This window comes from Floridaenema aerugineum BLCC-F46 (assembly GCF_041929345.1).
GTDB lineage: Bacteria > Cyanobacteriota > Cyanobacteriia > Cyanobacteriales > Aerosakkonemataceae > Floridanema > Floridanema aerugineum.
On sequence record NZ_JBHFNQ010000212.1, the window covers coordinates 1 to 23,412 of the forward strand.

General features: G+C 40.2%; 27 protein-coding genes and 1 pseudogene. 9 read left to right on the forward strand and 19 right to left on the reverse strand.

The window, feature by feature from the left end; genetic code table 11:
- Positions 1–157: 157 nt before the first annotated feature.
- The 3 genes and pseudogenes from ACE1CC_RS28850 to ACE1CC_RS28860 form a co-directional block, all read left to right on the forward strand.
- Positions 158–607: pseudogene (locus ACE1CC_RS28850) on the forward strand (anthranilate synthase component II); the annotation flags it as partial.
- Positions 608–732: 125 nt separating this feature from the next.
- Positions 733–975: a DUF433 domain-containing protein gene (locus ACE1CC_RS28855; protein ID WP_413273875.1), complete on the forward strand. Its 243-nt coding sequence runs from the start codon at positions 733–735 to the stop codon at positions 973–975.
- Positions 959–1,333 (forward strand): DUF5615 family PIN-like protein, encoded by a 375-nt coding sequence (locus ACE1CC_RS28860; RefSeq protein ID WP_413273876.1) that lies wholly within the window; start codon positions 959–961, stop codon positions 1,331–1,333. Before ACE1CC_RS28855 ends, ACE1CC_RS28860 begins: the two co-directional genes overlap by 17 nt.
- On the opposite strand, the gene ACE1CC_RS28865 is transcribed toward ACE1CC_RS28860, so the two are convergent.
- The 9 genes from ACE1CC_RS28865 to ACE1CC_RS28905 all read right to left on the reverse strand — a co-directional run bounded on the left by ACE1CC_RS28865 (position 1,323) and on the right by ACE1CC_RS28905 (position 8,675).
- Positions 1,323–1,697, reverse strand: coding sequence for a XisI protein (locus tag ACE1CC_RS28865; protein WP_413273877.1), 375 nt, complete (start codon positions 1,695–1,697; stop codon positions 1,323–1,325). The genes ACE1CC_RS28860 and ACE1CC_RS28865 overlap by 11 nt on opposite strands.
- Positions 1,685–2,110: an element excision factor XisH family protein gene (locus ACE1CC_RS28870; protein WP_413273878.1), complete on the reverse strand. Its 426-nt coding sequence runs from the start codon at positions 2,108–2,110 to the stop codon at positions 1,685–1,687. The genes ACE1CC_RS28865 and ACE1CC_RS28870 overlap by 13 nt, the downstream gene beginning before the upstream one ends.
- A 195-nt stretch (positions 2,111–2,305) precedes the next feature.
- Positions 2,306–3,106, reverse strand: coding sequence for a pyrroline-5-carboxylate reductase (gene proC / locus ACE1CC_RS28875; protein WP_413273879.1), 801 nt, complete (start codon positions 3,104–3,106; stop codon positions 2,306–2,308).
- A gap of 133 nt (positions 3,107–3,239) precedes the next feature.
- Positions 3,240–3,854: a cell division protein SepF gene (locus ACE1CC_RS28880; RefSeq protein ID WP_413273880.1), complete on the reverse strand. Its 615-nt coding sequence runs from the start codon at positions 3,852–3,854 to the stop codon at positions 3,240–3,242.
- 385 nt (positions 3,855–4,239) lie between these two features.
- Entirely contained in the window at positions 4,240–4,923 is a 684-nt protein-coding gene (locus tag ACE1CC_RS28885; protein WP_413273881.1) for a YggS family pyridoxal phosphate-dependent enzyme, read from the reverse strand.
- Positions 4,920–5,189 (reverse strand): transcriptional coactivator PipX, encoded by a 270-nt coding sequence (pipX, locus tag ACE1CC_RS28890; protein ID WP_413273882.1) that lies wholly within the window; start codon positions 5,187–5,189, stop codon positions 4,920–4,922. Before pipX ends, ACE1CC_RS28885 begins: the two co-directional genes overlap by 4 nt.
- Positions 5,190–5,663: 474 nt before the next feature.
- A complete protein-coding gene (locus ACE1CC_RS28895) occupies positions 5,664–6,623 on the reverse strand; it encodes an energy-coupling factor transporter transmembrane component T family protein (RefSeq protein WP_413273883.1) in 960 nt (319 codons plus the stop codon).
- Positions 6,624–6,935: 312 nt separating this feature from the next.
- Entirely contained in the window at positions 6,936–8,297 is a 1,362-nt protein-coding gene (gene der, locus ACE1CC_RS28900) for a ribosome biogenesis GTPase Der (RefSeq protein WP_413273884.1), read from the reverse strand.
- Between the two features lie 237 nt (positions 8,298–8,534).
- On the reverse strand, positions 8,535–8,675 hold the full coding sequence (locus ACE1CC_RS28905) for a hypothetical protein (RefSeq protein WP_413273885.1): 141 nt from the start codon (positions 8,673–8,675) through the stop codon (positions 8,535–8,537).
- Between the two features lie 416 nt (positions 8,676–9,091).
- Between ACE1CC_RS28905 and ACE1CC_RS28910 the strand changes: the two genes are divergently transcribed.
- Positions 9,092–9,808: a hypothetical protein gene (locus ACE1CC_RS28910; RefSeq protein WP_413273886.1), complete on the forward strand. Its 717-nt coding sequence runs from the start codon at positions 9,092–9,094 to the stop codon at positions 9,806–9,808.
- Between the two features lie 31 nt (positions 9,809–9,839).
- Here the strand turns inward: ACE1CC_RS28910 and ACE1CC_RS28915 are convergent, their stop codons facing one another.
- The 4 genes from ACE1CC_RS28915 to ACE1CC_RS28930 form a co-directional block, all read right to left on the reverse strand.
- The gene (locus tag ACE1CC_RS28915) at positions 9,840–10,064 is read right to left on the reverse strand and encodes a hypothetical protein (RefSeq protein WP_413273887.1); all 225 of its coding nucleotides are present in this window, start codon (positions 10,062–10,064) and stop codon (positions 9,840–9,842) included.
- On the reverse strand, positions 10,061–10,405 hold the full coding sequence (locus tag ACE1CC_RS28920; RefSeq protein WP_413273888.1) for a hypothetical protein: 345 nt from the start codon (positions 10,403–10,405) through the stop codon (positions 10,061–10,063). Before ACE1CC_RS28920 ends, ACE1CC_RS28915 begins: the two co-directional genes overlap by 4 nt.
- Before the next feature lie 402 nt (positions 10,406–10,807).
- A complete protein-coding gene (locus ACE1CC_RS28925; RefSeq protein WP_413273889.1) occupies positions 10,808–11,518 on the reverse strand; it encodes a tRNA1(Val) (adenine(37)-N6)-methyltransferase in 711 nt (236 codons plus the stop codon).
- A gap of 6 nt (positions 11,519–11,524) precedes the next feature.
- Positions 11,525–14,785 carry a PAS domain S-box protein gene (locus tag ACE1CC_RS28930; RefSeq protein WP_413273890.1) on the reverse strand — a complete coding sequence of 1,087 codons (3,261 nt, stop codon included), beginning with the start codon at positions 14,783–14,785 and terminating at the stop codon, positions 11,525–11,527.
- Positions 14,786–14,958: 173 nt separating this feature from the next.
- Between ACE1CC_RS28930 and ACE1CC_RS28935 the strand changes: the two genes are divergently transcribed.
- The 4 genes from ACE1CC_RS28935 (at position 14,959) to ACE1CC_RS28950 (ending at position 18,069) form a co-directional block, all read left to right on the forward strand.
- Complete coding sequence (locus tag ACE1CC_RS28935; RefSeq protein WP_413273891.1) at positions 14,959–15,231, forward strand: DUF4212 domain-containing protein; 273 nt, start codon at positions 14,959–14,961, stop codon at positions 15,229–15,231.
- A 221-nt stretch (positions 15,232–15,452) separates the two neighbouring features.
- Positions 15,453–17,141 (forward strand): sodium:solute symporter family protein, encoded by a 1,689-nt coding sequence (locus tag ACE1CC_RS28940; RefSeq protein WP_413273892.1) that lies wholly within the window; start codon positions 15,453–15,455, stop codon positions 17,139–17,141.
- A 191-nt stretch (positions 17,142–17,332) separates the two neighbouring features.
- Positions 17,333–17,650 carry a DUF2281 domain-containing protein gene (locus ACE1CC_RS28945; protein ID WP_413273893.1) on the forward strand — a complete coding sequence of 106 codons (318 nt, stop codon included), beginning with the start codon at positions 17,333–17,335 and terminating at the stop codon, positions 17,648–17,650.
- Positions 17,647–18,069 carry a type II toxin-antitoxin system VapC family toxin gene (locus ACE1CC_RS28950; RefSeq protein WP_413273894.1) on the forward strand — a complete coding sequence of 141 codons (423 nt, stop codon included), beginning with the start codon at positions 17,647–17,649 and terminating at the stop codon, positions 18,067–18,069. The genes ACE1CC_RS28945 and ACE1CC_RS28950 overlap by 4 nt, the downstream gene beginning before the upstream one ends.
- 3 nt (positions 18,070–18,072) lie before the next feature.
- Here ACE1CC_RS28950 and ACE1CC_RS28955 read toward each other — a convergent pair whose 3' ends face one another.
- Positions 18,073–18,564 (reverse strand): hypothetical protein, encoded by a 492-nt coding sequence (locus tag ACE1CC_RS28955; protein WP_413273914.1) that lies wholly within the window; start codon positions 18,562–18,564, stop codon positions 18,073–18,075.
- Positions 18,565–18,678: 114 nt separating this feature from the next.
- Between ACE1CC_RS28955 and ACE1CC_RS28960 the strand changes: the two genes are divergently transcribed.
- Positions 18,679–18,942: a hypothetical protein gene (locus ACE1CC_RS28960; protein WP_413273895.1), complete on the forward strand. Its 264-nt coding sequence runs from the start codon at positions 18,679–18,681 to the stop codon at positions 18,940–18,942.
- A 55-nt stretch (positions 18,943–18,997) separates the two neighbouring features.
- Here the strand turns inward: ACE1CC_RS28960 and ACE1CC_RS28965 are convergent, their stop codons facing one another.
- From ACE1CC_RS28965 to ACE1CC_RS28985, 5 genes are all read right to left on the reverse strand, one after another.
- Positions 18,998–19,462: a ubiquinol-cytochrome c reductase iron-sulfur subunit gene (locus tag ACE1CC_RS28965; RefSeq protein ID WP_413273896.1), complete on the reverse strand. Its 465-nt coding sequence runs from the start codon at positions 19,460–19,462 to the stop codon at positions 18,998–19,000.
- 180 nt (positions 19,463–19,642) lie between these two features.
- Complete coding sequence (locus ACE1CC_RS28970; RefSeq protein ID WP_413273897.1) at positions 19,643–20,359, reverse strand: rubrerythrin family protein; 717 nt, start codon at positions 20,357–20,359, stop codon at positions 19,643–19,645.
- Between the two features lie 169 nt (positions 20,360–20,528).
- Complete coding sequence (locus ACE1CC_RS28975) at positions 20,529–20,819, reverse strand: peptidase (protein WP_413273898.1); 291 nt, start codon at positions 20,817–20,819, stop codon at positions 20,529–20,531.
- Positions 20,820–20,971: 152 nt separating this feature from the next.
- Complete coding sequence (locus ACE1CC_RS28980; protein ID WP_413273899.1) at positions 20,972–22,324, reverse strand: sensor histidine kinase; 1,353 nt, start codon at positions 22,322–22,324, stop codon at positions 20,972–20,974.
- A gap of 93 nt (positions 22,325–22,417) precedes the next feature.
- The gene (locus ACE1CC_RS28985; RefSeq protein WP_413273900.1) at positions 22,418–23,356 is read right to left on the reverse strand and encodes a hypothetical protein; all 939 of its coding nucleotides are present in this window, start codon (positions 23,354–23,356) and stop codon (positions 22,418–22,420) included.
- Between the last annotated feature and the right edge of the window lie 56 nt (positions 23,357–23,412).

The window sequence follows — 23,412 nt, forward strand, 5'->3', positions numbered from 1 at the left end:
TAAAGGGGACGAGTAAAAGACTACAAGCAGTCCCAAACGCTCTGCGAGCAATGGGATAGAGGGTGTAGTAGTTCACCCAGTTAGGGTAACACCTACAAAATAAGACCTGAGATATTTGTCTATGGTTTTATGAACTATAACAATGGATTTAATTAGGGATCTAGGGCCAAGTTATGAGCATGAAGAAGAATTTTGGCCTGGGATTCCTATTCTTGGTGTTTGTCTGGGACATCAAGCAATTGGTGAAGTATTTGGCGGTCGTGTTATCTTAGCACCTGAGCCAATTCATGGTAGAACTTCACCAATTTATCACCAAGGAAAAGGTATTTTTGCTGGCTTACCCGGATACTTTATGGCAACTCGCTATCACTCGCTGATTGTTGAGGCAGAAACCTTACCCGAAGTGTTAGAAGTTACTGCCAGAACGGAAGATGGCTTAATTATGGGTCTTCAACATCGTGAATATAGATGGATTCAGGGAGTTCAGTTTCATCCTGAAAGCATCTTGACAGACGCTAAGGTTCGTGAAGGGTTATTACAAAACTTTCTTAACCTTATTTCAAATCCTACAGAGGATGAATCTGTTGCTGGAGGTTGGGAGGTATAATTTTTGTAACTGGTTAATTGCTGGAACAGAACCGAAAATTAGACAAAAATTAGCAACTAAAACCGAGCAAAGTTTAAAGGGAAGTTAAACATCAAAAGTCAACAACGGAAAATAGGCAATTTACGATGAAATTAGACCGAATTACCAGTAATCCGAATCGCATGAACGGACAACCCTGCATTCGTAATCTTCGTCTTACTGTTCGTCGGGTAATTGAGTTATTGGCAACTTATCCTGAACGAGAAGAACTATTCCGAGAGTTCCCAGAATTAGAAGAAGAAGACATTCAACAAGCTTTGATTTTTGCATCTTCTTATTTAGACGATCGCATTATAGAGCTACCCAACTGTTATGAAACTGTTGCTTGATCAGGGTTTACCACTCTCTGCGGCAGCATTATTACGTGATGTGGGGATTGACACAATTCACGTTGGAGAAATTGCGCTATCCGCCGCTGAAGATGCAGAAATTATTCAAAAAGCAAGAGAAGAAGAGCGTGTTATTGTGACGCTTGATGCAGACTTTCACACATTACTAGCTCTTGATGAAGCAATCTCTCCATCAGTGATTCGAGTTCGGATTGAAAGGTTACGCGCTCAAGCATTGACTCAGTTGTTATTAAGAGTGATTAGTGAATGTGAGGAAGAGTTAGAACGAGGTGCAGCAGTGACGGTTGAGCCAAGAAAAATTCGGATTCGTTGTCTGCCATTATTACCTAACTCTTAATTTCTTCTAGCGGCTTAATTTCAGATTGGTTTTCTACTCCGACAGCAAACCCTGTAAATTGACGTACAAAGGGCGATCGATAACCCAACACAATATCACTTTGAGGAACACCCGCTGCCACTAATTGTTGAGCAATTCCCTCTTGAGTACCATCTTGCTGAATCCAAATCTGATTCCGTTTAATATCAATATGAATCAAACTTCCATACACCTGAACTTCATTCCGCCAACCAACAAACATGACTAAATAATGTCCATTCTTTCTATCTGCGATTAATTCAACTTCTGTTCCTTCCCCCACTGTAATATTTCCATACTGCTGAAGAATTGTTTCCACTAAGTCGTAATAATTTAGTTTCTCCATAAAACAATATCCTTAGTTGCAGGATTAAAAACAATTAGCTTTAGATCGTACTCCTCAACTATTTCCCAGATCAACTCAAATTTCAAGAAAAAGCCGTTGTAAATATCTACAGGGATTGCTAAATAAACTGTCCATTCTAATAGTTGTTTTCTTACGGCTTTCGCATAAACTAGAAATTGTCCCAAAGCTTTTTGGAAAGCCGTCATGTTTGACTCACTCAGAAAACTTTTAATTTCTACAGCTATCCTCTGCCCATCTTTCTCGGCTTGAATAAACTTTTGGGCAGCCAAATCTATATAAACAGCTAACCCCAAGGAATCAACTTCAATATACCAATCTTCTCGCAGAATTGTCCAGCCATCCTTCTGCAAAGCTACCTTAACCGATTCGTGAAAAATATCTTTAGCAGGCATTTCTTTGGTAACAACTAAGAGTTCCCAGAATTGCAAGAAGAAGACATTCAACAAGCTTTGATTTTTGCTTCTTGATTTAGATTAATTTTAGAACGCAGATGAAAGCAGATAAACGCAGATGAAAGCAGATGAAATGCGGATATCTACCCTTTGAAAAAATATTTATTCTCTCCCCTGGAGTCCCTGGGGCACCTCCTAACCTCCTAACTCTTTAGATCGCCAATAAGCGGCTTTGACTGCTTCAATAATTGCCGATCGCATACCTGCTTTTTCTAACTCAGCAATTCCCGCAATTGTAGTACCACCCGGACTAGTTACTCTATCTTTTAACTCAGCTGGGTGCATTCCTGATTCTTTCAAAAGTTGGGCTGTACCCAATACAGTTTGTAATGCTAATTGTGATGCGATCGCTCTCGGTAAACCCGCAGCTACCCCACCATCACTCAAGGCTTCAATTAATATTGCCACATAACCGGGGCCCGATCCCGAAAGTCCAGTCACCGCATCCAACATAGTTTCGGGAACTTCCACCACTTCGCCCACAGCTTGAAAGATGCGTTTTGCTGCTTCGAGATGTTCCGGTTTTACTAGCTTACCGGGTGCGATCGCACTGATCCCCACCCCTACCGTCGCCGGAGTATTCGGCATTGAGCGAATTACAGGTTGCTGGGGAAATGCTGCTTCTAACTTGCTTAAAGGCACTCCCGCTAAAATCGAAATGATTAACGAAGATGGGGAAATGTCGGATAATTCGATCGCCACCGTCTCAAATACCTGCGGTTTAATTGCCAAAAATAACACTTCAGTAGATGCCGCCACTTCCCGATTTTCACCTGTTACCCCAACGCCGTACTTATCCGCTAAAAAACTGCGCCGTGAAGGTAAAGGATCGCTAACTAAAACATCCGAACCTTGATAGATTCCCAGATTAATTAAGCGGGATAAGAGAGCTTCTCCCATTACCCCGCCGCCAATCACACCAAACTTACAAGTCATTTGTTATTTGTCAATAGTCTTATGAAATTTAAGTAGTAAGTAGCGGGTTTAAGTGTTAATTTTGCAATTAAGAGACTCAAAAAGGCAACTTTTCCCACTACCCACTCCCCACTACCTACTACCTAGTACCTACTTAAAGAGACTGAATGAAACGTTGCTCAGTGGTATTTGTCCAGGTGGGTGTAGGAGTTGTCCGAGCCGGACGTGCTGGTGGATTTTGAGGTACTTCGTGAATTACACCAGACTGGGTGCTAACTTGTACGCAGCTAGGAGTAAACAAGAAGATGCTTTCGCCAATTCTTTCTTGATGACCATCGATCGCGTAAGTACCACCTGCGATAAAGTCTACAGCCCTTTGCGCTTGGTCCGGGTCCATCATGGTCAGGTTTAATACTACTGATTTCCGTTCCCGCAAAGCTTGAATTGCTTGGGGCATTTCTTCAAAAGTGCGTGGTTCCATTACCAGCACTTCCGAAAAGCCATTGTTAACTCCAGGCATTCCAATCACGTTGTTCATTGTTGAGCCAATATTTGTATTTGTGTTTGTGGTTTCTGGTACTACACTCATGCGATCGCGTAACCGACGACGTTGGCGACTGTCTTCTTCCGTTGTAGTTGGTTGGGTATTCTGTTCTTGGTAACTGTTTTGGTACTTACCTCTTTCGTCTGCCTCGTCGTATTCATCGTACTCGTAACTCGCTGGTTCATTAAGACCAACGAAATCCTTGAGTTTGCTAAAGATATTCACGGTTTTTTACACTCCATTGAAACTAGAGTTCAGTGACGTATGCCAGACTTTAAATGTGACACAATTCAAGACTGGCTGCTCTGGGGAAGATTTGTCTTCGAGAGCGAGAGTTTTATAGAGAAGCTACGCCCAACTCCACTGGTGGGAGTACACCTGCATTAGTCAAGGCTACCCGACTTCAGGGCTGAGGTTCGCTTCGACGATTTAAACTAAGGTACTGAACCGAAAAAGCACCCTATTTTATTTATCACGTCTTGACGCTGCAAATATATTAGCGAATGCTTGGTTTAATTCTACAGGTGAACCAGAATAATCAATGCTGCATTTCCAGAAATAAATTTTTTCTTTAGTTTACAGCTTTCTTAGTCTCTAACACCATTCGATCTCAAGAACGTTCTCCAAATAGTGTGCGTCCTAAGCGTACCATTGTTGCACCTGCTTGGACTGCTAAATCATAATCTTCAGACATTCCCATTGACAAGTGTTGCATTTGAATATGCGACCAATTTTGCTGCTGAATTTTCGCCGCTAGGGAGCGTGTATTTTGAAACAAGCTCAAAATTTCCCCTTCGGTTAAATTCTGGGGGGCAATTGTCATTAACCCTTTGATTTGTATGTTTTGGCACTGATTAAGTGCTGGTAAATCCTGAAAAAGTTCCTCCTCTGTCCAACCATACTTATTGGGATCGGGTAGCAGTTTTACTTGCAGCAAAACTTGAGGATTTGTGGACAAAGATGTTGCCAAACGATCCAATGCTTGCGCTAACTTCAAACTGTCTAGGGAGTGAATCCACTGAAAATGTTCTAAGGCTTTTTTCGCCTTGTTAGTTTGTAAATGACCAATTAAGTGCCAACTAATATCGGGTAAATCTTGCAGTTGAGATTGTTTGGCTGCGGCTTCTTGGACACGACTTTCACCAAAGTCGCGAATGCCCGCTGCGTATGCTTCCCGCATCGCCTCTACTGATACCTGTTTGCTAACAGCAATTAAGCGAACGGTTTCTGGTAATTGTTGGCGAATTGTGGCGATGCGATCGCTAATAGTGGTAAACAATTGAGAGGAACTCATTGAAAAGTGCGCTGGTGAATCAACATCAGCTTATCGTATTCTTCAGTTTGACCTGCACGCCTTAACATTCTAAGGCGATTTTCTACCAATAAGCGCGAATCAGAACGGCTAATTGGTTCGCAGGTTAGTCCACCAACGGAGGTCATTACCAAAAAAAACAGACGCTGGGCATAGAGTGTGGTATACAACTCTTTATGTTCCTCCAACACGCAAACTCGGTAAAGCAGGCCAAATGTAGGATGATTTAGGTAAGTCTCGTTACTCATTAATTCGTCAAAGTGGGATAATTAATAACGGTTTCAGCTATAAAAATTGACTAGCAATTTTAGATTTTAGATTTTAGATTTTAGATTTGGGATTTGGGATTTTGGGTGCAAGCCCCAACCGAAAGTGGGGCGGAATAAATCTAAAATCCAGAGTTTTTGAGCTTTGTCCCCTTGTGGGTGGGGCTTTCTCGAAAATCGAAAATCGAAAATCGGTTGACATGGCAGGACAGTATGGATGAGTGCAGCTGTTGGATAAAATAGCAAACGCTTTGTTCTAAAGGAGTATAAACTTTTTGCTTGCATCTTTCACCAAACAAAGCACTTGTATCTTTACCCTGGCTATCCAAAGTAGTTAATTTCTATTACTCTTTAATTACTCTATAGCAATTAGGGTCATTTGATGACAATAACAGATTGCTATTTTACAACGAATGATCAGCGATGATTAATGGTGTCCTTTGTTACTAAAATTTCTCACATCTCCCCATTACCCCAAATTACGCGCATTCCCCAAAATACCGCTAATCCTGCCATTGCTAACCAATCTATTCTTAAAAATCGCAGTTGATGCCATTTTACTTGATGTTGATTTGGGCTAGTGAAACCGCGCACTTTCATGGCGCTAGAAATTTGTTCGGCGCGTAACAAAAGGTTTTGTAATAGCCTTTCTGCTACCATCAACCAAACTTTGATACTTCTGCGAATGCCTAGTTTTTTCCAATTAATTGCCCTTGTCCAGATCGATCGCACTAAGTTCTGAATCTCTTCTAATACTAACGGAATAAACCGCAAAGATAACGTTAATGTTAGCGCAATTTCGGTTACAGGCCAATTTAATTTTCGCAGCGGTTGCATTAAACTTTCAATTCCGGTGGTAATTTCTTCGGATGCTGTCGTTAATAAGAACAAGTTGGTACTATAAATTAAGGTAAATAGCAAAGTACTAACGCGAATTGCTAACTCTAAAGACCTGCGAGTAACGGTAAATGGGCCGCTTTTGAATAGAATGTAATTATATTCCGAAAAATCCCCAGCTTTTGATTTTGGCTTTTGTGCTTGGGGAATTTGTGGAGTTTGGTTGTTTCTTGCTTGCTCAGTCGGGGGAGTAACAGGAATTACCCCATTTTCGGGGAGTCTTGGTTGATAGCTTACTGCTAGTCCGTCGGGTGCGATCGTGCTTAAAATAAACACCAGACAACTTAAAATTAACAACCAACCCATTTGTTGTTTCCACACTCGCAAAGGAATTCTGGCTGTTAATGTCAGTAAGATTAATAATAATACTAAGCCAATTCGCAACAGAGAATTTGCCAAAATTGGCGCAAATAAAAAACTCATTAACCAAGCAAGTTTTACTCTGGGATCGAGTTTATGTAACCAAGTAATTGGTTGTTCTAAGTAGAGTCCTAAAGGTAATGTTTTTAGTAGATCCATTTTTGTCCTTTGTCATTGGTTAGTTGAGTCATTGCAAAAGTCTCAAATCTTTTTTTTACCACAGATGTCCACAGATAAACACAGATAAACACAGATGGTATATCGAGGTTATCTGTTTTTGCATGAGTTCTTTTTTAGTACGCAGATGTAAGCAGATTAACGCAGATAAACGCAGATGGTATATAGAGGTTATCTGTTTTTACCACAGATGAACACAGATATTTGATGTTAACTCCTCCTTTTCTTCTCTCTGCGTCCTCTGCGTCTGGAGCGGTTTTATAGATATCTCTTTACCAAGAACGATGAACAATTTTAAACTCTAGTTGCACGGTTTTTACTGCCGCTTTCTACTTCACGGGTTTTCTTGCCTCGCCAAAGTAACCGTAATGGTGTACCTTTGAAGCCTAATTGTTTACGAAATTGGCTTTGAATATAGCGGCGATAGTTATCATTAAAACGTTCGGGATCGTTGACGAAAAGTACGATCGTTGGTGGTTCGCTGGCGACTTGTGTTCCATAATAAAGTTTGCCTTGTTTACCTTGACGGCTAACAGGTGGACTATGCCATCTTAAGGCTTCTTCGATTACTTCATTAATTACCGCAGTGGATACTCGACGTTTATGTTCAGCAGCGGCTATTTCTACCAAATCGAGGATTTTTTCTACTCTTTGTCCGGTTTGGGCACTAACAAAAATTCCCTCAGCCCAATCCATAAAATTCAACCGCGATTGTAGTTCGTTTTGATAATCATAAATGGTGTAGGAATCTTTTTCTACTGCATCCCATTTATTGACGACAACTACACAGGCGCGACCTTCTTCTTCAATGCGTCCGGCTAATTTTTGGTCTTGTTCGGTAACGCCATCTATGGCATCAATTACTAATAGGACGACATCGGCGCGACGGATAGCTTTGAAAGCGCGATTAATGCCGAAAAATTCCGGGCCATATTCGACGTTTTTCTTTTTGCGAATTCCGGCGGTGTCAATTAACCGAAACTGTTTTTCGTTGTGTTGAATAACTGTGTCGATCGCATCTCTAGTAGTTCCCGAAATTGGGCTAACAATTGCCCGATTTTCCCCGACAAAAGCGTTTAATAAACTTGATTTTCCCACATTCGGACGACCGACAATAGCGACTTTAATTTCTTCAGTTTCGTCTACTTCTTCAATTGGTGGCAAATAGGTAATTAATCGATCGAGTAATTCCCCTGTACCGTTACCATGAATCCCAGAAACAGGGTAAGGTTCGCCTAATCCTAATTCCCAAAATTGGGCAGCTTGAGTTAAACCTTGATCGGGAGATTCGCATTTATTAACTGCTAAAAGAATTGGTACTTTTTGAGTTCGCAACCATTCTGCGATTTCTTCATCTCCTGCTGTTGGCCCTGCTTGCCCATCAACTACAAATATAGCCGCACTTGCTTCGGCTAATGCTGCCATTGCCTGTTCGCGGATCAATGGTAAAAATTCGGTGTCGTCGTCAAAAACTAAACCACCAGTATCAACAACGGTAAATTCTCGATCGCACCAGTATGCACGCCGATAAGTGCGATCGCGTGTTACTCCTGGTTCATCATGAACAATAGCATCTTTTCCCCCTGCCAAACGGTTGACAATGGTTGATTTGCCCACATTAGGGCGACCGATAATAGCGACTACAGGCAATGGCATGATTCAAAAGCAAAAAGGCAGTAATGGTGTTGAGTGTTCAACCTTACTATTGTAGCTACTAGTTCACAGTATGTAGTTGCCTTTTAGCCCCAAAACCTGAAGAAAACAAAAAATGTCTATATTATTTTGGACTTTTGCCAGAGGTTGATTATAACGGTAGGGGCGGGTTTAGCGAAAGTATTTCAATTCTCACTAATAGGACTTAAATCAAAACCCGCCCTGATTTATTAAGGGAGATTAGCGATCGCAATTTTCCCACAAATCCCAAACTAATATACAGACTTGCAAACCTGTGCAAAAACTCGGAGCGATAAATCCGACAATTGTTGTTACAAGAAAGATGATAATACACCTGATTTGTTTTTGATTTGGTTTCATTTTTTTAACCTGTTTGATGTTCTTTCATCAAACTCGGCTGATCAATGCGTTTGAAGCTAACAAATGTATGCGTTTATATAACTTGTGTATAACTTTTGGGATACCAATATTTTGGGTGACACGAATAAATGTGAAATGCTGTATTGGATAGAAATTTTGTAGGGGCGAAGCATTCGGGCGACAATTTATGAAACTCAACCAAAATATAACTTTCCGAATGCTTCGCCCTGCCCCACAGACAACCTATATCTAAATCTTGCGCCGAGACAGGGCGAAGCATTTGGATACAAAGATTTTTAGTAATTTGCAAAATTTATCGCCCAAATGCTTCGCCCCTACAATAATTGAATCGCAGGCGGATCGGGCCGATCGCCCAAACAATGCCAAAATATAACTAATACGCTGAAAATCTGGTTATGGCGCGATCGCTAAAAGTTGCCCCAACACATATTAAAAAAGTTAAACTAGCCCTAAAGCGGTGTGGCTTTCCTAGCGTCAAAGCTTTCGCAACGGAAATCGGAATAGCTTATGCTACCGCTAGCAAGTTCTTTAACGGCAAAGCTGTAGATTATATCAATTTTGTCGAATTTTGCAAAAACCTGGGCTTAGATTGGCAAGAAATCACCACAGACGAACAATCTACAGCCACTACCCCCATTCTTAACGAGGGACAAGCGGAATCAGATTTTCCCCCCCTTGTTAAGGGGGGACAGGGGGGATCAAATTCTCCCCCCCTTGTTAAGGGGGGACAGGGGGGATCTAATTTTACCCCCCTTATTAAGGGGGGACAGGGGGGATCAACTCCCGAAAACATCCCTCCCAGCAACTCCATCGAATTTGTCGGAAGAGACAAACAACTAACAGAATTACACCAACTTTTACAAAACAATAGCCAAGTGGTAATTGCGGCGATTAATGGGATGGGGGGAGTGGGGAAAACTGAGTTGGCGATTCAATATGCCACACAACATTTATTAGATTATCCCGGTGGGATTTGTTGGGTAAACGCCCAGGGACTTTTGGCGGGACTGCAAATTCTCAGATTTGCGGAAATTCAATTTAATATTGTTCCTCCTGATGATTGGGAATTAGCAGATAAATTGCAGTATTGTTGGTCAAATCTTCCAAAGTAGAGTGTAACTCTTCCTCGCACTCTCACAATGTTCAACTATTTTCTAATTTCTGATTTTGCCGATATGCTTCAATTAATTTATTTCCTCTCTCTTGACGACGACGGTTAAGAGAACTGTTTCTAATATGTGCTTCTGCACTAGCAATAGCTTCATCTAATGTCATGTTTAGTGCATCAAACATTAAACAAACTTCCCGCAAACGCGCCACAGAGTTTGCGCGTGTTTCTGCATCCGGTATTTTGGGATTTGTGTTCATGGTAAATTCCAATTTCTTTTAATTTCTTGAGTGCTTGCTTCAGAAGCATCAGCAGTCGCTTCTGCTTGTGCAATTGATTGCTCCAGTAAATTAATGGTAGCAGAATCAGCTATTGGTTGAGACTCCCCTACCAGTAATACTAACCTATACAGTCGAGTATAAGAAGTCCTAGCACGTTCAATTACGTTTTTGAGTTCTTCTAGTTCCCCTAAAGTCGCTTCTGTTTCACCATATTCTTCAGCCAGATTGAATTCGGCTGCACTAGCTTGATTAATAATTTGAAACAGTCTTCGCTGCAAGTAAAGAATAGTTGTTAAGGTTTCATCTGGTAAATTTGCCATTACACCTGAGAGTTATTTTTCATTAACTCAAGTATTTTATATTAAAGTTGCGCTTAGTTTTTTAAGGTAGAGCGAAAAAAATATTGGCGAACAGAAACGTGATAGTAGGTAAGTTGTTGCGCTGTCTTCGCCAGATTTAGCGCTTCAGCGCAACAACGTACCTAATTTGAATTTGTTTCACTGACTTTTTGTTTTGCAGCAGGTTTTTTTGGTAGGCGTTGTTCCCACTTTTTCGCTATTTTGTAGCTATTAAACTTTACCTTGAATCAACATAAAAATGAAACTGCAACAAAAGCCCACCTGCGAATTAATTCGCAGGCTAATAGCTCAAGTCCATTTTAATGGACTAAAAATTATAGTTGTTTTTCTAGCGTTAGGGAATACAGAAAAAATGTGTGTTTGTTAATACTTCAAATAAAAATCTTTAATTAACTCCACAAATTCTGCACTGTAAATATGTCTCGCTGTTTCTATTAATAAGGTGCTTTCTTGATAGTCTAATTGATTTTTACCAATTTCTAATAATATGCGTTTAATTGGACTTTCTAAGGTTGATTTAACGTAAAGTTTTCCTTGACAATAAAACCCAAAAGTTTCGGCTTTTTCTTGAAATGTTTCTGCTTGTTGAGTTGGGTAAATTATGGCTAATCTGCCATCTTCACAAAGTAGCTTTTCGGCAATTTGTAATATTTCAATTTGGTCTAGGGAATCGCTATGTCTCGCTATGGTTCTGGCTTCGATCGCAGCTTTAGAGGCATTGGTGAAAAATGGGGGATTGGTAATTAATAAATTGTAGCGTTTTGGGCAATTAATTGCATAATTTTGGATGGAATTATGATATACTTGAATGCGATTTGACCAAGGGGAATTATTGATATTTTCTTTGGCTTGATTATAGGCTTCTAAATCAATTTCTACTGCGTCAATTTGGGCGATCGAACGTTGGGCTAACATTAATGCAATTAAACCTGTTCCGGTGCCAATATCGAGAATTTGTTGGGTGTTGGTGATGTTTGCCCATGCACCTAATAAAACGCCATCTGTGCCGACTTTCATGGCACAACGATCGTGAAATACCGTAAACTTTTTAAAGCGAAAGTAAGGATTAGGCATCAAAATTTATGGGGAATTAACATCGATAAAGAAACGATTACGCCCGTTTAATTTGGCTTGGTAAAGGGCGCGATCTGCTGCTTCAATTAAAGCTAAAGGAACTGTTTTGGCAGTGGGAATTATTGTAGCAATCCCAACACTGATTGTGACAAATTTTGAGACAGAAGAAGCAACATGAGGAAGATGTAATTCTTGGATATAACGATGAATTTTTTGGGCAACTTTTGCAGCACCTTTACTATCAGTATGGGGTAAAATAATGGCAAATTCTTCGCCACCATAACGGGCTACTAAATCGAGCGGACGTTGCACCCCTTTTTTCAGGGCTTGGGCGACAAGTTGTAAACAAATATCGCCTGCGGTGTGACCGTAGTTATCATTATATTGTTTAAAATAATCAATGTCACAAAGAAGTAATGATAAAGGACGTTGTTCGCGGATTAAACGAGTCCATTCTTTAGAGAGTGCGCGATCGAAACAACGGCGATTAGCAACTTGAGTTAATTGATCGATTAATGCTAAATTTTCTAGCTGTTTGTTCGCATTTTGTAATTGTTCATGCAGTTCTGATTGTTGAATTGCGATCGCTACTTGTGTCGCCAATTGTTGCAGCAATTCGCTTTCCCAAGGATACCAATGACGAGGGGAACTACAATGATGTGCTACTAACAAACCCCAAAGATTATCACCTTGTAAAATAGGTACAATTAACTTAGCTCTTACTTGCAATTTTTCCAATAATTCTATATGACAAGGATCAAAATTTGCTTGATAAATATCTGAAATTTCTCGAATTGTATTGTACTCATATAACTTTCCTTTTCTCTCGACAAAATAAGTATCTGTGATTTCCATATTGAGAATTTTCATCCAACCTTCGCCAACTGATTCTTTAACTACTATGCCACTCCAATCGGGATTAAACCGATAGATAATTACTCGTTCAGTTTGCAAAAAATGTCGCACTTCATCAACTGTGGTATTTAAAATTTGCTCTAAATCTAATGATTGACGAATGCGTTGAGCGATCGCATAAATCATTCTTTCCCTTTCCGCTTGCTGTGTTAAAGTTTCTTCTGCTTGTTTGCGAATTGTGATATCAGTAAATGATGCGACTACAGCATAAGGTTGAGTTTGATTTGGGCGAAATAAAGGTTGAGAATTAATCGAAATCCAGTTGAGATTGCCATTAGGTTTGTGAACTCCCATGATGACATTAAATTGTGGTTCTCCCGTGCGTAAAGTTACGATTGCGGGATGAGTTTCTCCCGGAAAAGGTGAACCATCTTCCTGTATTGCTTGCCATCGGGGATCGATCGAACTTCGCCCCATCATTTGATCGGCAGTTAGCCCTAAAATTCTTTCTGCACTATCGTTCCAAGCGGTAATTGTTCCATCAGCTTGCTGTAAGACAATCCCTTCTGCCATTGTTGTAATCAAAGAACGATAACGTTGTTCACTTTCTCGCAAAGCTTCTTCCATAAGTTTGCGTTCAGTGATATCAGTATTCGTCCCAATCATTCGCAACGGTTGATTATTTTCTGCCCACTCAATAACTTTACCGCGAGCTAAAATCCATTTATAAGTTCCGTCTTTACATTGCAGTCGGTATTCATTAATGAACTGTTCAGTTTCTTTGCGAAAATGCTTTTCAATTTCCTGATAAACTTGCTTTATATCATCAGGATGAACCAATTTTTCCCAATCATTTAAATTATTGCCCATTTCAGATTCGGCAAATCCCAGCATTTTTGTCCAACGCCGGGAAAAGAAAAGTTCATTTGTCTGAATATTCCAGTCCCAAACTCCATCTCCGTTTCCTTCTAAGGCATATTGCCAGCGGGTTTCACTTTCATGTAGTGCGGCTAGCATTTCGATGTGGTCGCTAATATTTTCGGCAAAGGCCAAACTATATTCTTCATCATTAAACTTGACATAGTGAGCACTTATTTCCACAGGGAAAACCTGACCATCTTTTCTTTGATGTCGGGCAATAAAGGTAATATGTTGATATTGTTCGAGTGCTTGCCAAGCTGTTGACCATAACTCCTGAGAAAAATCTGGATCGAAGTCATAAACTTGCATTGACTCTAACTCGGTACGAGAATAACCGAGTGCTTGGCAAGCAGCTTGATTGACGCGCAAAACTTTGCCATTTTTGTCCAACCAAGTGGCAGCAAGAGATACAGATTCAAAAGAGATATCGGTTAAGCGGAGAGATTTTTCTAATTGTTTGCGATCGCTAATATCTTCAAATATATATAACCTGCCAAAATAGCGATCGTAAATATCCCGAACTTGGCTAGAAAAACGGCGAATTGTTCGCCCATCTACAAACAGGATTTCATCTTCAATTGTGATCCGGTTTTCTTCACTTTGCAAAGGTTTACAACTCTCGGCAAAAGCAGGAACATCTGCAATTAACCGCGCACAATCAGGAATAATATCATTATTTTTTATCTCACCTCGCTGGATTTGGTCTGCTAAATGTTCAATCCCCCAAATTTCGCAAAAGCGGTGATTAAAATATAAAATTTCATCGTTGCGGTTATTCACAACATAAAACCCCAAATTAGAACTATCAGTCATGGAACGTAAAAGAGCTTCCTGACCGCGCAATTCTTCTTCAATACCTTGATGTGCTTGTAAAATAACTTGTTCTCTTTCCAAAGATTTATTCTGTTGTCGTAATTGCTGCTGCATTTCTAACTGTTGTAAAGCAGTTCCTAATTGTGCTGCAATCAATTGCAGAAATTTAATTTCCAAAGAGTTCCATTGGCGCGGACTGCTGCACTGATGAACAATTAGTAAACCCCAAATATCAGGAGAACTAGTAGCATTACCTTGAGGTGGTTGGCGCGTCACCAGAATTGGTACGACCAAATTCGCTCGGATTTGTAAATTAATTAATAAGTTTTTGTAACAAGGTTCTAGAGGTTGAGCATCAATGTCTTCTAAAATGCCAATTTGTCCTTGTCGATATTGCGCTATCCATTTGGCATTGAAGCAAGGGTCATAAATCAGTTGTCCGAGAATTGATTGCCATTCGGGACTTACAGATTCTTCTGCTACTACTCCATCTCCTTCAGGTAGGAAACGATAGATGATCGCCCGATCGCTTCCCAACACTTCCCGAACTTCCTGCACCGTGAGGCTCAAAATCTCATTCAAGTCAAGGAACTGGTTAATTTGCAGGGTGAATTCTCTAATGCGATCGAGTATTTGTTCCAAGGCAACATCAGCACCATACAGATGACTCAAGAACATAAAGAAATTCGTAATAACTACTGTACTATTTAATACAATTTTTTCCAATAAATATTTGCGCTCCAAGTTTAAACACAAAACAACACAGAACTTACTGAAATGTCACAAGCGATCGTGTATCTGCGATGTAAACTGATTGCTACACAATATAATCTACAACTTTAATAACCACAATGAATCAAAACAACCAACGCGCCTATTGGCGAGCAAATACAGCGTTGATTCGCAACTTATTAATCATTTGGGCTGTAGTTTCCTTTGGATTGAGCATATTATTCGTCCAACCTCTCAATAACTTGAGGATCGGTAGTGTTCCTCTGGGTTTTTGGATCGCACAACAAGGCTCGATTTACGTATTTGTGGGATTGATTTTTTACTATGCCTACCGAATGGAAAAGATCGATCGCAAATATTTGAGAAGAAACGGTGATTCCGAACAGGACTAGGAACTGGGGACTGGGGACTAGGGACTGGGGTGACAAGGGAACAAGGTAAGTTCTTTAACTCAAAATTCTGTAAGGGCGGGTTTTGTTGTTAATTTTACTGCTATGACCACAGATTTTTTTCTAAACCCGCCCCTACAATTCAAAACTCTCCCAATCCCCAGTCCTCAGTCCCCAGTCTCCAACTACCAATTACCAACTACCACAATTTTTGAGGTTTAATAATGTCAGCAGAAGCTTGGACGGTTGTATTAGTCATCCTTTCATTCATTGTTTACATATATATAGGATGGCACTCGCGAGTTAAAGATACAAAAGGCTTTTTTGTTGCCGATCAAGGTGTGCCTTCTTTAGCGAATGGGGCGGCGACTGCGGCTGATTGGATGTCTGCCGCTTCGTTTATTTCGATGGCGGGAATTATTTCCTTTTTGGGTTACGATGGTTCGATTTTTTTGATGGGTTGGACAGGGGGTTATGTGTTGCTGGCGCTGTTGTTGGCACCTTATCTCCGCAAGTTTGGGAAATATACTGTGCCAGATTTTGTTGGCGATCGCTATTACTCTAACGTAGCTCGTTTAGTAGCAGTAATTGCGGCAATTTTCGTGTCTTTAACTTATGTTGCTGGACAAATGCGCGGAGTGGGAATTGTGTTTAGCCGCTTTCTGCAAGTAGATATCAATACCGGAGTAGTTATTGGCATGGTAATTGTTGCCTTTTTCGCCATTTTAGGAGGCATGAAAGGCATTACTTGGACTCAGGTTGCCCAGTACGCAGTGTTAATTGTGGCTTATTTGATTCCGGCGATCGCAATTTCCATGTTGCTCACAAATAATCCAATTCCGCAACTTAGTTTCACCTTCAGCGATATCATTGAAAGACTCAACACCATCCAAACTGATTTAGGTTTTCCCGCTTACACCCAACCTTTTGCTAACAAACCAATGATTGATGTGTTGTTTTTCACTATTACCTTAATGGTGGGAACAGCTGGTTTACCGCACATTATCGTCAGGTTTTACACAGTTCCCGATGTAAAAGCGGCTCGTTGGTCGGCTGGTTGGGCGTTGTTGTTCATTGCTATTCTTTATACTACCGCCCCCGCTTTGGCATCTTTTGCCCGTTACAACTTAATTGATAGCTTGAATAACAAAACAGTTGCCCAGGTACAACAACTCGACTGGGCGAAAAAGTGGGAAAATACGGGATTATTGAAGTTTGAGGACAAAAACGGCGATGGGCGCTTTCAATTAACCCCGGACAAAAAAACCAGTGAAATTACGATCGATCGCGATATCGTGGTACTCTCCACCCCAGAAGTTGCCAAACTCGCCCCTTGGGTAATCGCCCTTGTCGCCGCAGGTGGATTAGCAGCAGCTTTATCCACTGCTTCCGGGTTGTTGTTGGTAATTTCCAGTTCGATCGCCCATGATGTTTATTATCGAATGATCGATCCGGGTGCGTCGGAATCGAAACGGCTATTTGTCGGTAGAGTAATTGTAGGAATTGCGATCGTTGTTGCTGGTTATTTTGGCATTAATCCGCCCGGATTTGTCGCTGAAGTAGTCGCCCTCGCCTTTGGATTAGCAGCAGCTAGCTTTTTCCCAATTATTGTGTTGGGTGTATTTGACAAAAGGACTAATCGGGAAGGTGCAATTTCCGGGATGATCGCAGGTTTAGTGATCACCACCATCTACATCTTTAGCGTCAAATTCGGTGGAATGCAACCTTGGTTCGGCATTTCCGCCGAAGGATTCGGCACAGTCGGCATGATACTCAATTTCATCGTCACTTTAGCCGTTTCCCGCTTCACTCCCCCACCCCCCGCAGAAGTGCAAGCATTAGTAGAAGAGTTGCGAACCCCAGAACATGAACCCCCAGCATTATCTGACATTGGCGAAGACGAATTAGATTAGAATTTGGGGACTGGGATTTCTGATGTAGAGACGTTATATATAACGTCTCTACAAACTTTTGGGTTAAGGATAATCTGGCTAATTACTAAAGTGTAAGGTTAACCTTACATCTGTGTTAATCTGTGTTCATCTGTGGATATCTGTGGTAAAAAAAATCCTCAGTACGTAGTTGCGCTTTAGCGCTAAAAATTATGAGCATAGAACAGTTAGTAATCCAAAAGTTGCAAACCCTTTCCCCAGAAAAACAGCAAGAAGTTTTAGATTTTGTAGAATTTTTACAATCTAAGACTTTGCCAGATGAATCTTCTAATCAACAGGTAAACGAATCTGCTTCTTTTTTGACACCCCCACTCCGCACCCCCGACATCCAGGGTGCGTTAAGTCAACTGTTAAGCGAAAGGGAATCTGCTTCTTTTTTAACCCTTGCCCAAAAATGGGTGGGTTGTGTTGATGCACCAAGCGATCTTGCTACTAACAAAAAGTATCTGAATGGGTATGGAAACGAATGAGGCAGCGTATATTGTTAGATACTGGCCCTTTGGTGGCTTCTCTCAATCGTCGAGACAAATTTCATCAATGGGTAAAGATAGAGTTAACAACAATTAAAGCACCTTTGTTGACTTGTGAAGCAGTACTTTCAGAAGCTTGTTTTCTCTTACGAAATTTTTACCCTGGACAGCAGGCGGCGATCGCTTTAGTTAACAGCGGACTCATTCAAATACCCTTCTGCTTGCAAGAAGAAGCTGAGATTATTAATGAACTAATGACTCTTTACCAGTCTGTACCAATGTCTTTGGCTGATGCTTGTTTAGTGCGGATGGCTGAACAGTATTCTGGAAGTACTATTTTAACTTTCGATCGCGATTTTTTAATTTACCGCCAGAATAGAAATGAAGCGATTCCTTTGATTATGCCAGAAAATACTTAATTACTAATTATGCTCCCATTCTCTCTCGATTTTTTCTATGTCTTTTGCCGCACCTAATTGTTGAAAGATTTGATGGGCGGTGTTGTAATGTTGTTGGGCGAGTTCGGTGTTATTACGTTGACGATAAAGTTGGGCTAAATCGTAGTTAGTCTCGGCAATACTCTTTTGTATTTGTAATTCTTCAAACATTGGTAACACCTCACCGATATACAACCGAGTTTGTTTGTCTGATGTTTTTTCCGTTGGTTTAAACCCATCTTTATCCCGCAGCAAGTGTCGCAACGCTTCCAATGTAGCTGTAACGCTTAGGTGTGTGCTGTTGTCTTTCCAACTGGCGTGAAGTCTGGAGATGCGATCGCTATCATTCAAAGCATAATCTAGTAATGCTTCAACCAATTGCCTGATTCGCTTTATTGATTTATCGCCAAAACCTTGGTTTTGGCATAAGTAAGAAATTTTGCCAAAAAGTGTCGGGAAAGTTTCGGGATTCCCGATACCGAATAAACCTCCCGAAACTCCCTAAAGCCGATTATAACTCAGCCTCAGCCGTTCCTTAAATTAGGTGATACCGAAATTCCAAACTCAAAATCACAGAGTTTGGAAGAGTTTATGAAGTTATCCAATCAGCATAAATTAATGATTCTAGAGGCTACTGGTTCGGTCATAATTGGTTTAATAAATACCACTGCTGGAATTATCTTTACTATCGGAGTCGTAGGGTTACATTTACACTTTGACAACAAGATGCAACCATTTCGTTGTCCATTAGAACAAACATTAAAAAATCAGTTGATTCAACCACAATTGAACCAATGTAAAGATTGCCCTCTGCTTAAGGCTTTAAATCAAAAAAAACGTAGTAAGCATAAATAGCCGATGCTGCTTTAGCGCTAAATAAGAGCGCTAAAGCGCAACAACGTACTTTTTTTTAAAGTGCTTTCACGACAACAGAATTTCCTTCAATTTTCGCTTGGTAAGTTGCCAAAGGTTTCTTAGCTGGGCCTTTTAAAACTTTCCCATCAGGGGCAAATTCTGCATCATGACACGGGCAATCAAAATACTTTTCGCTTTTCTTCCACTTGACTGTACAACCCTCATGAGTACAAGTAGGATTAACAGCAATTAAACTGTTAGAATCATTGGGATTCCTAATTACTAAAACTGGGCCAACGGGAGATTTTTTATTCAGAATTTGCCCGTCTTTATCCAGTGCTGCTACTGTACCAACAGATTGAAAACCGCTAGATTGGGCGATAGTAAATGATGTATTTGTTGCGGGAGTTTCCGCGTTAGCTGAGTTGTTGGAGTCGGGGAGACAAGTGGCGATCGCAACTGGCAAAGAACTAGCAACTGCACCGACACTTACCCAACCTAAAAATTCACGACGATTCATAAGTAATTGTTAGTTAATGTTGGTAAAATCTATGCACCATTACCTATTACGGCACAACAGCACCGGAATAAATCTAGGGAAGTTCTAACTTTTCTGGTGCAAGCTGTGAGGAAAAATCAAGCATTCATACCGACGTAATAAATTATACTAGATTTTCGACAATTAATGCTTGGTTCCGACTTAGACTATCTTCAGGAACAAATTTTGGGGTTCTCCACATTCAGGGCAGTTTTTAAAGTCAATTACTGCTACTGTCAACCCACAATCAGGACAGACATAGAAAGTCTTAGTACCACCTTTCCAAGCTGTCAAATTATTCAAAGCTTCCGTATAGTATTTGGCGTGTCCTTCTTCAGCATTTCTGGCAAATTCCAAAGTCCGAACTGCATCTTTGTTATTTTCTTTCTCGGCTTGTTTGATGAAATCAGGATACATTGTATCGCGTTCGTAAGATTCGCCTTTAATTGCTTCTTGGAGGTTTTCACTAGTAGATTTTACTACCGGAGTTTCAATCTTATTAGTGGGTGTAGCGCCCATTTTTTTTATTACTTTGGCATGGTGCTCGCTGTGAATTTCTTCTGCACGCGCCGCTGCGCGGAATAGACTTGCTACTTTTCCATAACCTTCTTCATCGGCTTTTTTGGCAAAGGCAAGATAGCGAACATGAGCATTTGATTCCCCATTATAAGCTGCTTGTAAATTCTTCAGAGTTGCTGATTCCTGAGTTTTATTAGCAACCTGTGTTACTTGTGGTTGAGTTGTTTCTTTGGTAGGTTCAACAACAGCAGTTGGTGGTTGGGAAGTGCAACTGGTGAGAGAAATAATTCCTAATACAGTCGCCGAAAATAAAACGGTGGTTTTATTGGCAATTTGGCGAAGATTAACAGCAGGTTTCATGATATAATCTCCTTAGATGAGTCAATACATTTGGGATGTTTGGGTTGTGATTCAGGAAATTACTCAAAACAAAATTTTGAGCCAATCACAGGAATTAGGAAGAGTTGAAAATCCAACTTTTTCAACTCTCAAATTGACATCAATAATCAGCTAGCTGACTAGTGAAGTTTTAAGATTTATCGCCTAAATTTTCGGAAGTGCGGCGTTTGTTGAATAAGCCTGTCATGCTTAAACCTGTCACCAGTAAACCAATTAATCCTAAGCCGTTTAAAACGGGATAAATAGTGTCTAATTTGAGGATTTTCATGGTGTGAATTCCCATCAGGAAATGAGCTATATCTTCAAGTTGAAACCATTCATCAAAAATGGTGTAACCGATGCCAGTAATTACGGTTAAAATTAATGGTATGGAACAAGCGATCGCAATTTGCCGATGATATTTCCGAAAAACTCGATTCATAATTTACCTCAATAATCAATAGCAAAGCTGTATACTGATGTTTCAATTTCTGTGCTGTACCAACCGGACAATTACAGAATATAACTAAAAGGTAAAGAACTAGGGTAGAGAGAAAAAATTTCCTAATAGCTAATTTTTCGCAATTTTTTGATTCAAGTTTTAGGTTCAGAAATTAGGGGAAGACGCACGCGAAAACAGCTACCAACGCCTAGTTGACTAGTGACAGTAATTTCGCCATGATGATATTGAGCAATGGCTTGGGCGATCGCTAAACCTATCCCTAAACCGCCTTCGCGACGAGTTCTGGCTTTATCCGCACGCCAAAAGCGATCGAATACAAAGGGCAAATTTTCTGCTGCTATTCCCATTCCCGTATCTGACACGCCGACAATTACAGATCGATCAAAACGCTTCATAAAAATAGTAACATTTCCCCCTTTCGGAGTATATTGCAGCGCATTTTCGATTAAATTGGCAAATAAACGAGTTAATTTAGTTCCATCTCCTTTAACAAAAATATCTGTTAGTAAATATGATTTAAGAGTAATTTCCTTTTCTTCTGCTTGCAGTTCTAAAAGGTCTACCAAATCTTCTAAAATTTCATCTAGTGGAATTGGGATTAAGTCTTGATTAATAGTTGCTGTTTGGGCATCCATCCGCGCCAACAGCAGTAAATCTTCTACTAAACTACTCATTTGTTGGGTAGCAGAAGCGATCGCAGCTAACTTTTTCTCATCAGCTGGGTGAATTCTTTCGGGATGAGTTCGCATCACATCCACCGAAGTTTTAATTGCTGTTAAAGGACTGCGTAATTCATGAGAAGCATCAGCAGTAAACTGTTTTAATTGTTGAAAACTTTTGATAATTGGTTTCAAAGATTGTCTAGTTAACCATAAACCACCAATTCCAGTCATAGTCAAGGCAAAAATACTTCCTAAACCTAAACCCCAACGCAATTTAATTAGTACTACTTCCACTTCTTGAGTAGTTTCACTAGTACGAACATATCCTTCTAATTTTTGTTTCCCTTTGTCCTTACTATAAGCCGCAATTGTCACCGCCCGAATCTGACCATTATTGATAGTTTCAAAACCTGGATGGGGAGAGGAATTAGGCAAAAGTGTGCCAGCATTTCCCAATAGTTTAGTCTCTGCATCAAACCATTCTACACCTTGATCTGGTTCTCGCAAATTATGCCAAGGAATATCTAAATCTCCGTCTTTATCCAATCGGCGAAAAACTTGAGGATGGGGATATTTATCCGCTTGATAGACTTTTTTTTGTTGATATTGTTCTTTAGTTTCTGTAAAATTATGAGCAGCAGCTTGAGCCAAAATTATTAAGCGTTGATCTATTTGTTGATAAAGACTATGAGCAAAAAACTCATATATAGCTACTGTAGATGTACCAAGAATTGCTACCATTACCGTTAAGTAAGATAGCAACAAACGCCAGTGTAAATTTTGAAACTTAGTATCATTAACGGGTAATTTGTAGTTACTCATTGGTCATACCTACGATATTAGTAGGGTGCGTTAGTGACAACGTAACGCACCATCCCAGCTAATAAGTTTAATATCTGACGCACTCAACAAAATCTAATTAAATCTAGCCAACAATTCTGCACGGGATAAATTAGATAATTGTAACAGCAAAGCAGTTGAATCTGCTGGTGGTAATGCCAACAAAGGTTCAATAATTGCGGTTAGTTCCTCATCTAATTCCCCAAATTTTGCCCTCAAAAAATTTTCCACAAAAATTCGCTGTCCCTGGCGAATGCCTTGCTCAGTACCTTGCTCAATACCTTGTTCGATGCCTTGTTGAATACCTTGCTGAGTAGCTTCAGCTAAACGTTGTTCGTAAAGTGGTGACAAACGCATAATTAAATCTTCCTCCTCTGGTGCTAAATTTTGGTTTACTTCTAATATAGTCTTGAGGTTAATTAATAACTCCAACACCACAATTCGTAATGGGTCATTTTCTGGCAATTTTGCCAAGTCATCAATTGCTTGTTGCTGGACTCTCCCCTTACCTAAAATTCGTAACCAAAGTGTTTCTGGGGTTGGTGGTAATTGGTGAATCACCACAATTCCCGTTTTCAAATGGGGGTGAAGAAAATAAACTCCGCTGCCCCAGTTATCTAGATCAAGTGTAGCTCCAAAACCTGATAATAGGGACTCTGAAGCAGTGGGAGAAATTATCCAAAGTGATGGTAAATCTGTTTCTTCAACACGGGTGTTGTTTCGTCTTGCTTGGCGTTCTAAAAAAGCAAAAACATCAAACAGTTTGCCCATACAGCTACGGACATTCCCCAGATCGATCGCATTCCGAAAAGGTTCAAAAATTGCTGCCGTAGTCGCCAAACGTCCTAGTAATCCTAATTCAATTCTCCTGGTAACTTGCGCCGCTGGTGCAAACCAAACATCGATTTCTCGAACTTCACTAGCAATACTACGACTTGTTTCTACTTCTCCTAATGGTGATAACAATTCCTTGAGATAGTCTTTCGCAAATTGGTCATAAGGAAATACAGTCATTCGATTTTGGATTTTAGATTTTAGATTTTGGATTGAAGCATTGGTTAAAGTTAATT

Bases quoted from the DNA above. Each gene is read 5' to 3' on its own strand.
- ACE1CC_RS28855 (WP_413273875.1), top strand. From the start codon at position 733: ATGAAATTAGACCGAATTACCAGTAATCCGAATCGCATGAACGGACAA.
- ACE1CC_RS28860 (WP_413273876.1), top strand. From the start codon at position 959: ATGAAACTGTTGCTTGATCAGGGTTTACCACTCTCTGCGGCAGCATTA.
- ACE1CC_RS28865 (WP_413273877.1), bottom strand. From the start codon at position 1,697: ATGGAGAAACTAAATTATTACGACTTAGTGGAAACAATTCTTCAGCAG.
- ACE1CC_RS28870 (WP_413273878.1), bottom strand. From the start codon at position 2,110: ATGCCTGCTAAAGATATTTTTCACGAATCGGTTAAGGTAGCTTTGCAG.
- proC (WP_413273879.1), bottom strand. From the start codon at position 3,106: ATGACTTGTAAGTTTGGTGTGATTGGCGGCGGGGTAATGGGAGAAGCT.
- ACE1CC_RS28885 (WP_413273881.1), bottom strand. From the start codon at position 4,923: ATGAGTTCCTCTCAATTGTTTACCACTATTAGCGATCGCATCGCCACA.
- pipX (WP_413273882.1), bottom strand. From the start codon at position 5,189: ATGAGTAACGAGACTTACCTAAATCATCCTACATTTGGCCTGCTTTAC.
- ACE1CC_RS28895 (WP_413273883.1), bottom strand. From the start codon at position 6,623: ATGGATCTACTAAAAACATTACCTTTAGGACTCTACTTAGAACAACCA.
- der (WP_413273884.1), bottom strand. From the start codon at position 8,297: ATGCCATTGCCTGTAGTCGCTATTATCGGTCGCCCTAATGTGGGCAAA.
- ACE1CC_RS28905 (WP_413273885.1), bottom strand. From the start codon at position 8,675: ATGAAACCAAATCAAAAACAAATCAGGTGTATTATCATCTTTCTTGTA.
- ACE1CC_RS28910 (WP_413273886.1), top strand. From the start codon at position 9,092: ATGGCGCGATCGCTAAAAGTTGCCCCAACACATATTAAAAAAGTTAAA.
- ACE1CC_RS28915 (WP_413273887.1), bottom strand. From the start codon at position 10,064: ATGAACACAAATCCCAAAATACCGGATGCAGAAACACGCGCAAACTCT.
- ACE1CC_RS28920 (WP_413273888.1), bottom strand. From the start codon at position 10,405: ATGGCAAATTTACCAGATGAAACCTTAACAACTATTCTTTACTTGCAG.
- ACE1CC_RS28925 (WP_413273889.1), bottom strand. From the start codon at position 11,518: ATGCCTAATCCTTACTTTCGCTTTAAAAAGTTTACGGTATTTCACGAT.
- ACE1CC_RS28930 (WP_413273890.1), bottom strand. From the start codon at position 14,785: ATGTTCTTGAGTCATCTGTATGGTGCTGATGTTGCCTTGGAACAAATA.
- ACE1CC_RS28935 (WP_413273891.1), top strand. From the start codon at position 14,959: ATGAATCAAAACAACCAACGCGCCTATTGGCGAGCAAATACAGCGTTG.
- ACE1CC_RS28940 (WP_413273892.1), top strand. From the start codon at position 15,453: ATGTCAGCAGAAGCTTGGACGGTTGTATTAGTCATCCTTTCATTCATT.
- ACE1CC_RS28945 (WP_413273893.1), top strand. From the start codon at position 17,333: ATGAGCATAGAACAGTTAGTAATCCAAAAGTTGCAAACCCTTTCCCCA.
- ACE1CC_RS28950 (WP_413273894.1), top strand. From the start codon at position 17,647: ATGAGGCAGCGTATATTGTTAGATACTGGCCCTTTGGTGGCTTCTCTC.
- ACE1CC_RS28960 (WP_413273895.1), top strand. From the start codon at position 18,679: ATGAAGTTATCCAATCAGCATAAATTAATGATTCTAGAGGCTACTGGT.
- ACE1CC_RS28965 (WP_413273896.1), bottom strand. From the start codon at position 19,462: ATGAATCGTCGTGAATTTTTAGGTTGGGTAAGTGTCGGTGCAGTTGCT.
- ACE1CC_RS28970 (WP_413273897.1), bottom strand. From the start codon at position 20,359: ATGAAACCTGCTGTTAATCTTCGCCAAATTGCCAATAAAACCACCGTT.
- ACE1CC_RS28975 (WP_413273898.1), bottom strand. From the start codon at position 20,819: ATGAATCGAGTTTTTCGGAAATATCATCGGCAAATTGCGATCGCTTGT.
- ACE1CC_RS28980 (WP_413273899.1), bottom strand. From the start codon at position 22,324: ATGAGTAACTACAAATTACCCGTTAATGATACTAAGTTTCAAAATTTA.
- ACE1CC_RS28985 (WP_413273900.1), bottom strand. From the start codon at position 23,356: ATGACTGTATTTCCTTATGACCAATTTGCGAAAGACTATCTCAAGGAA.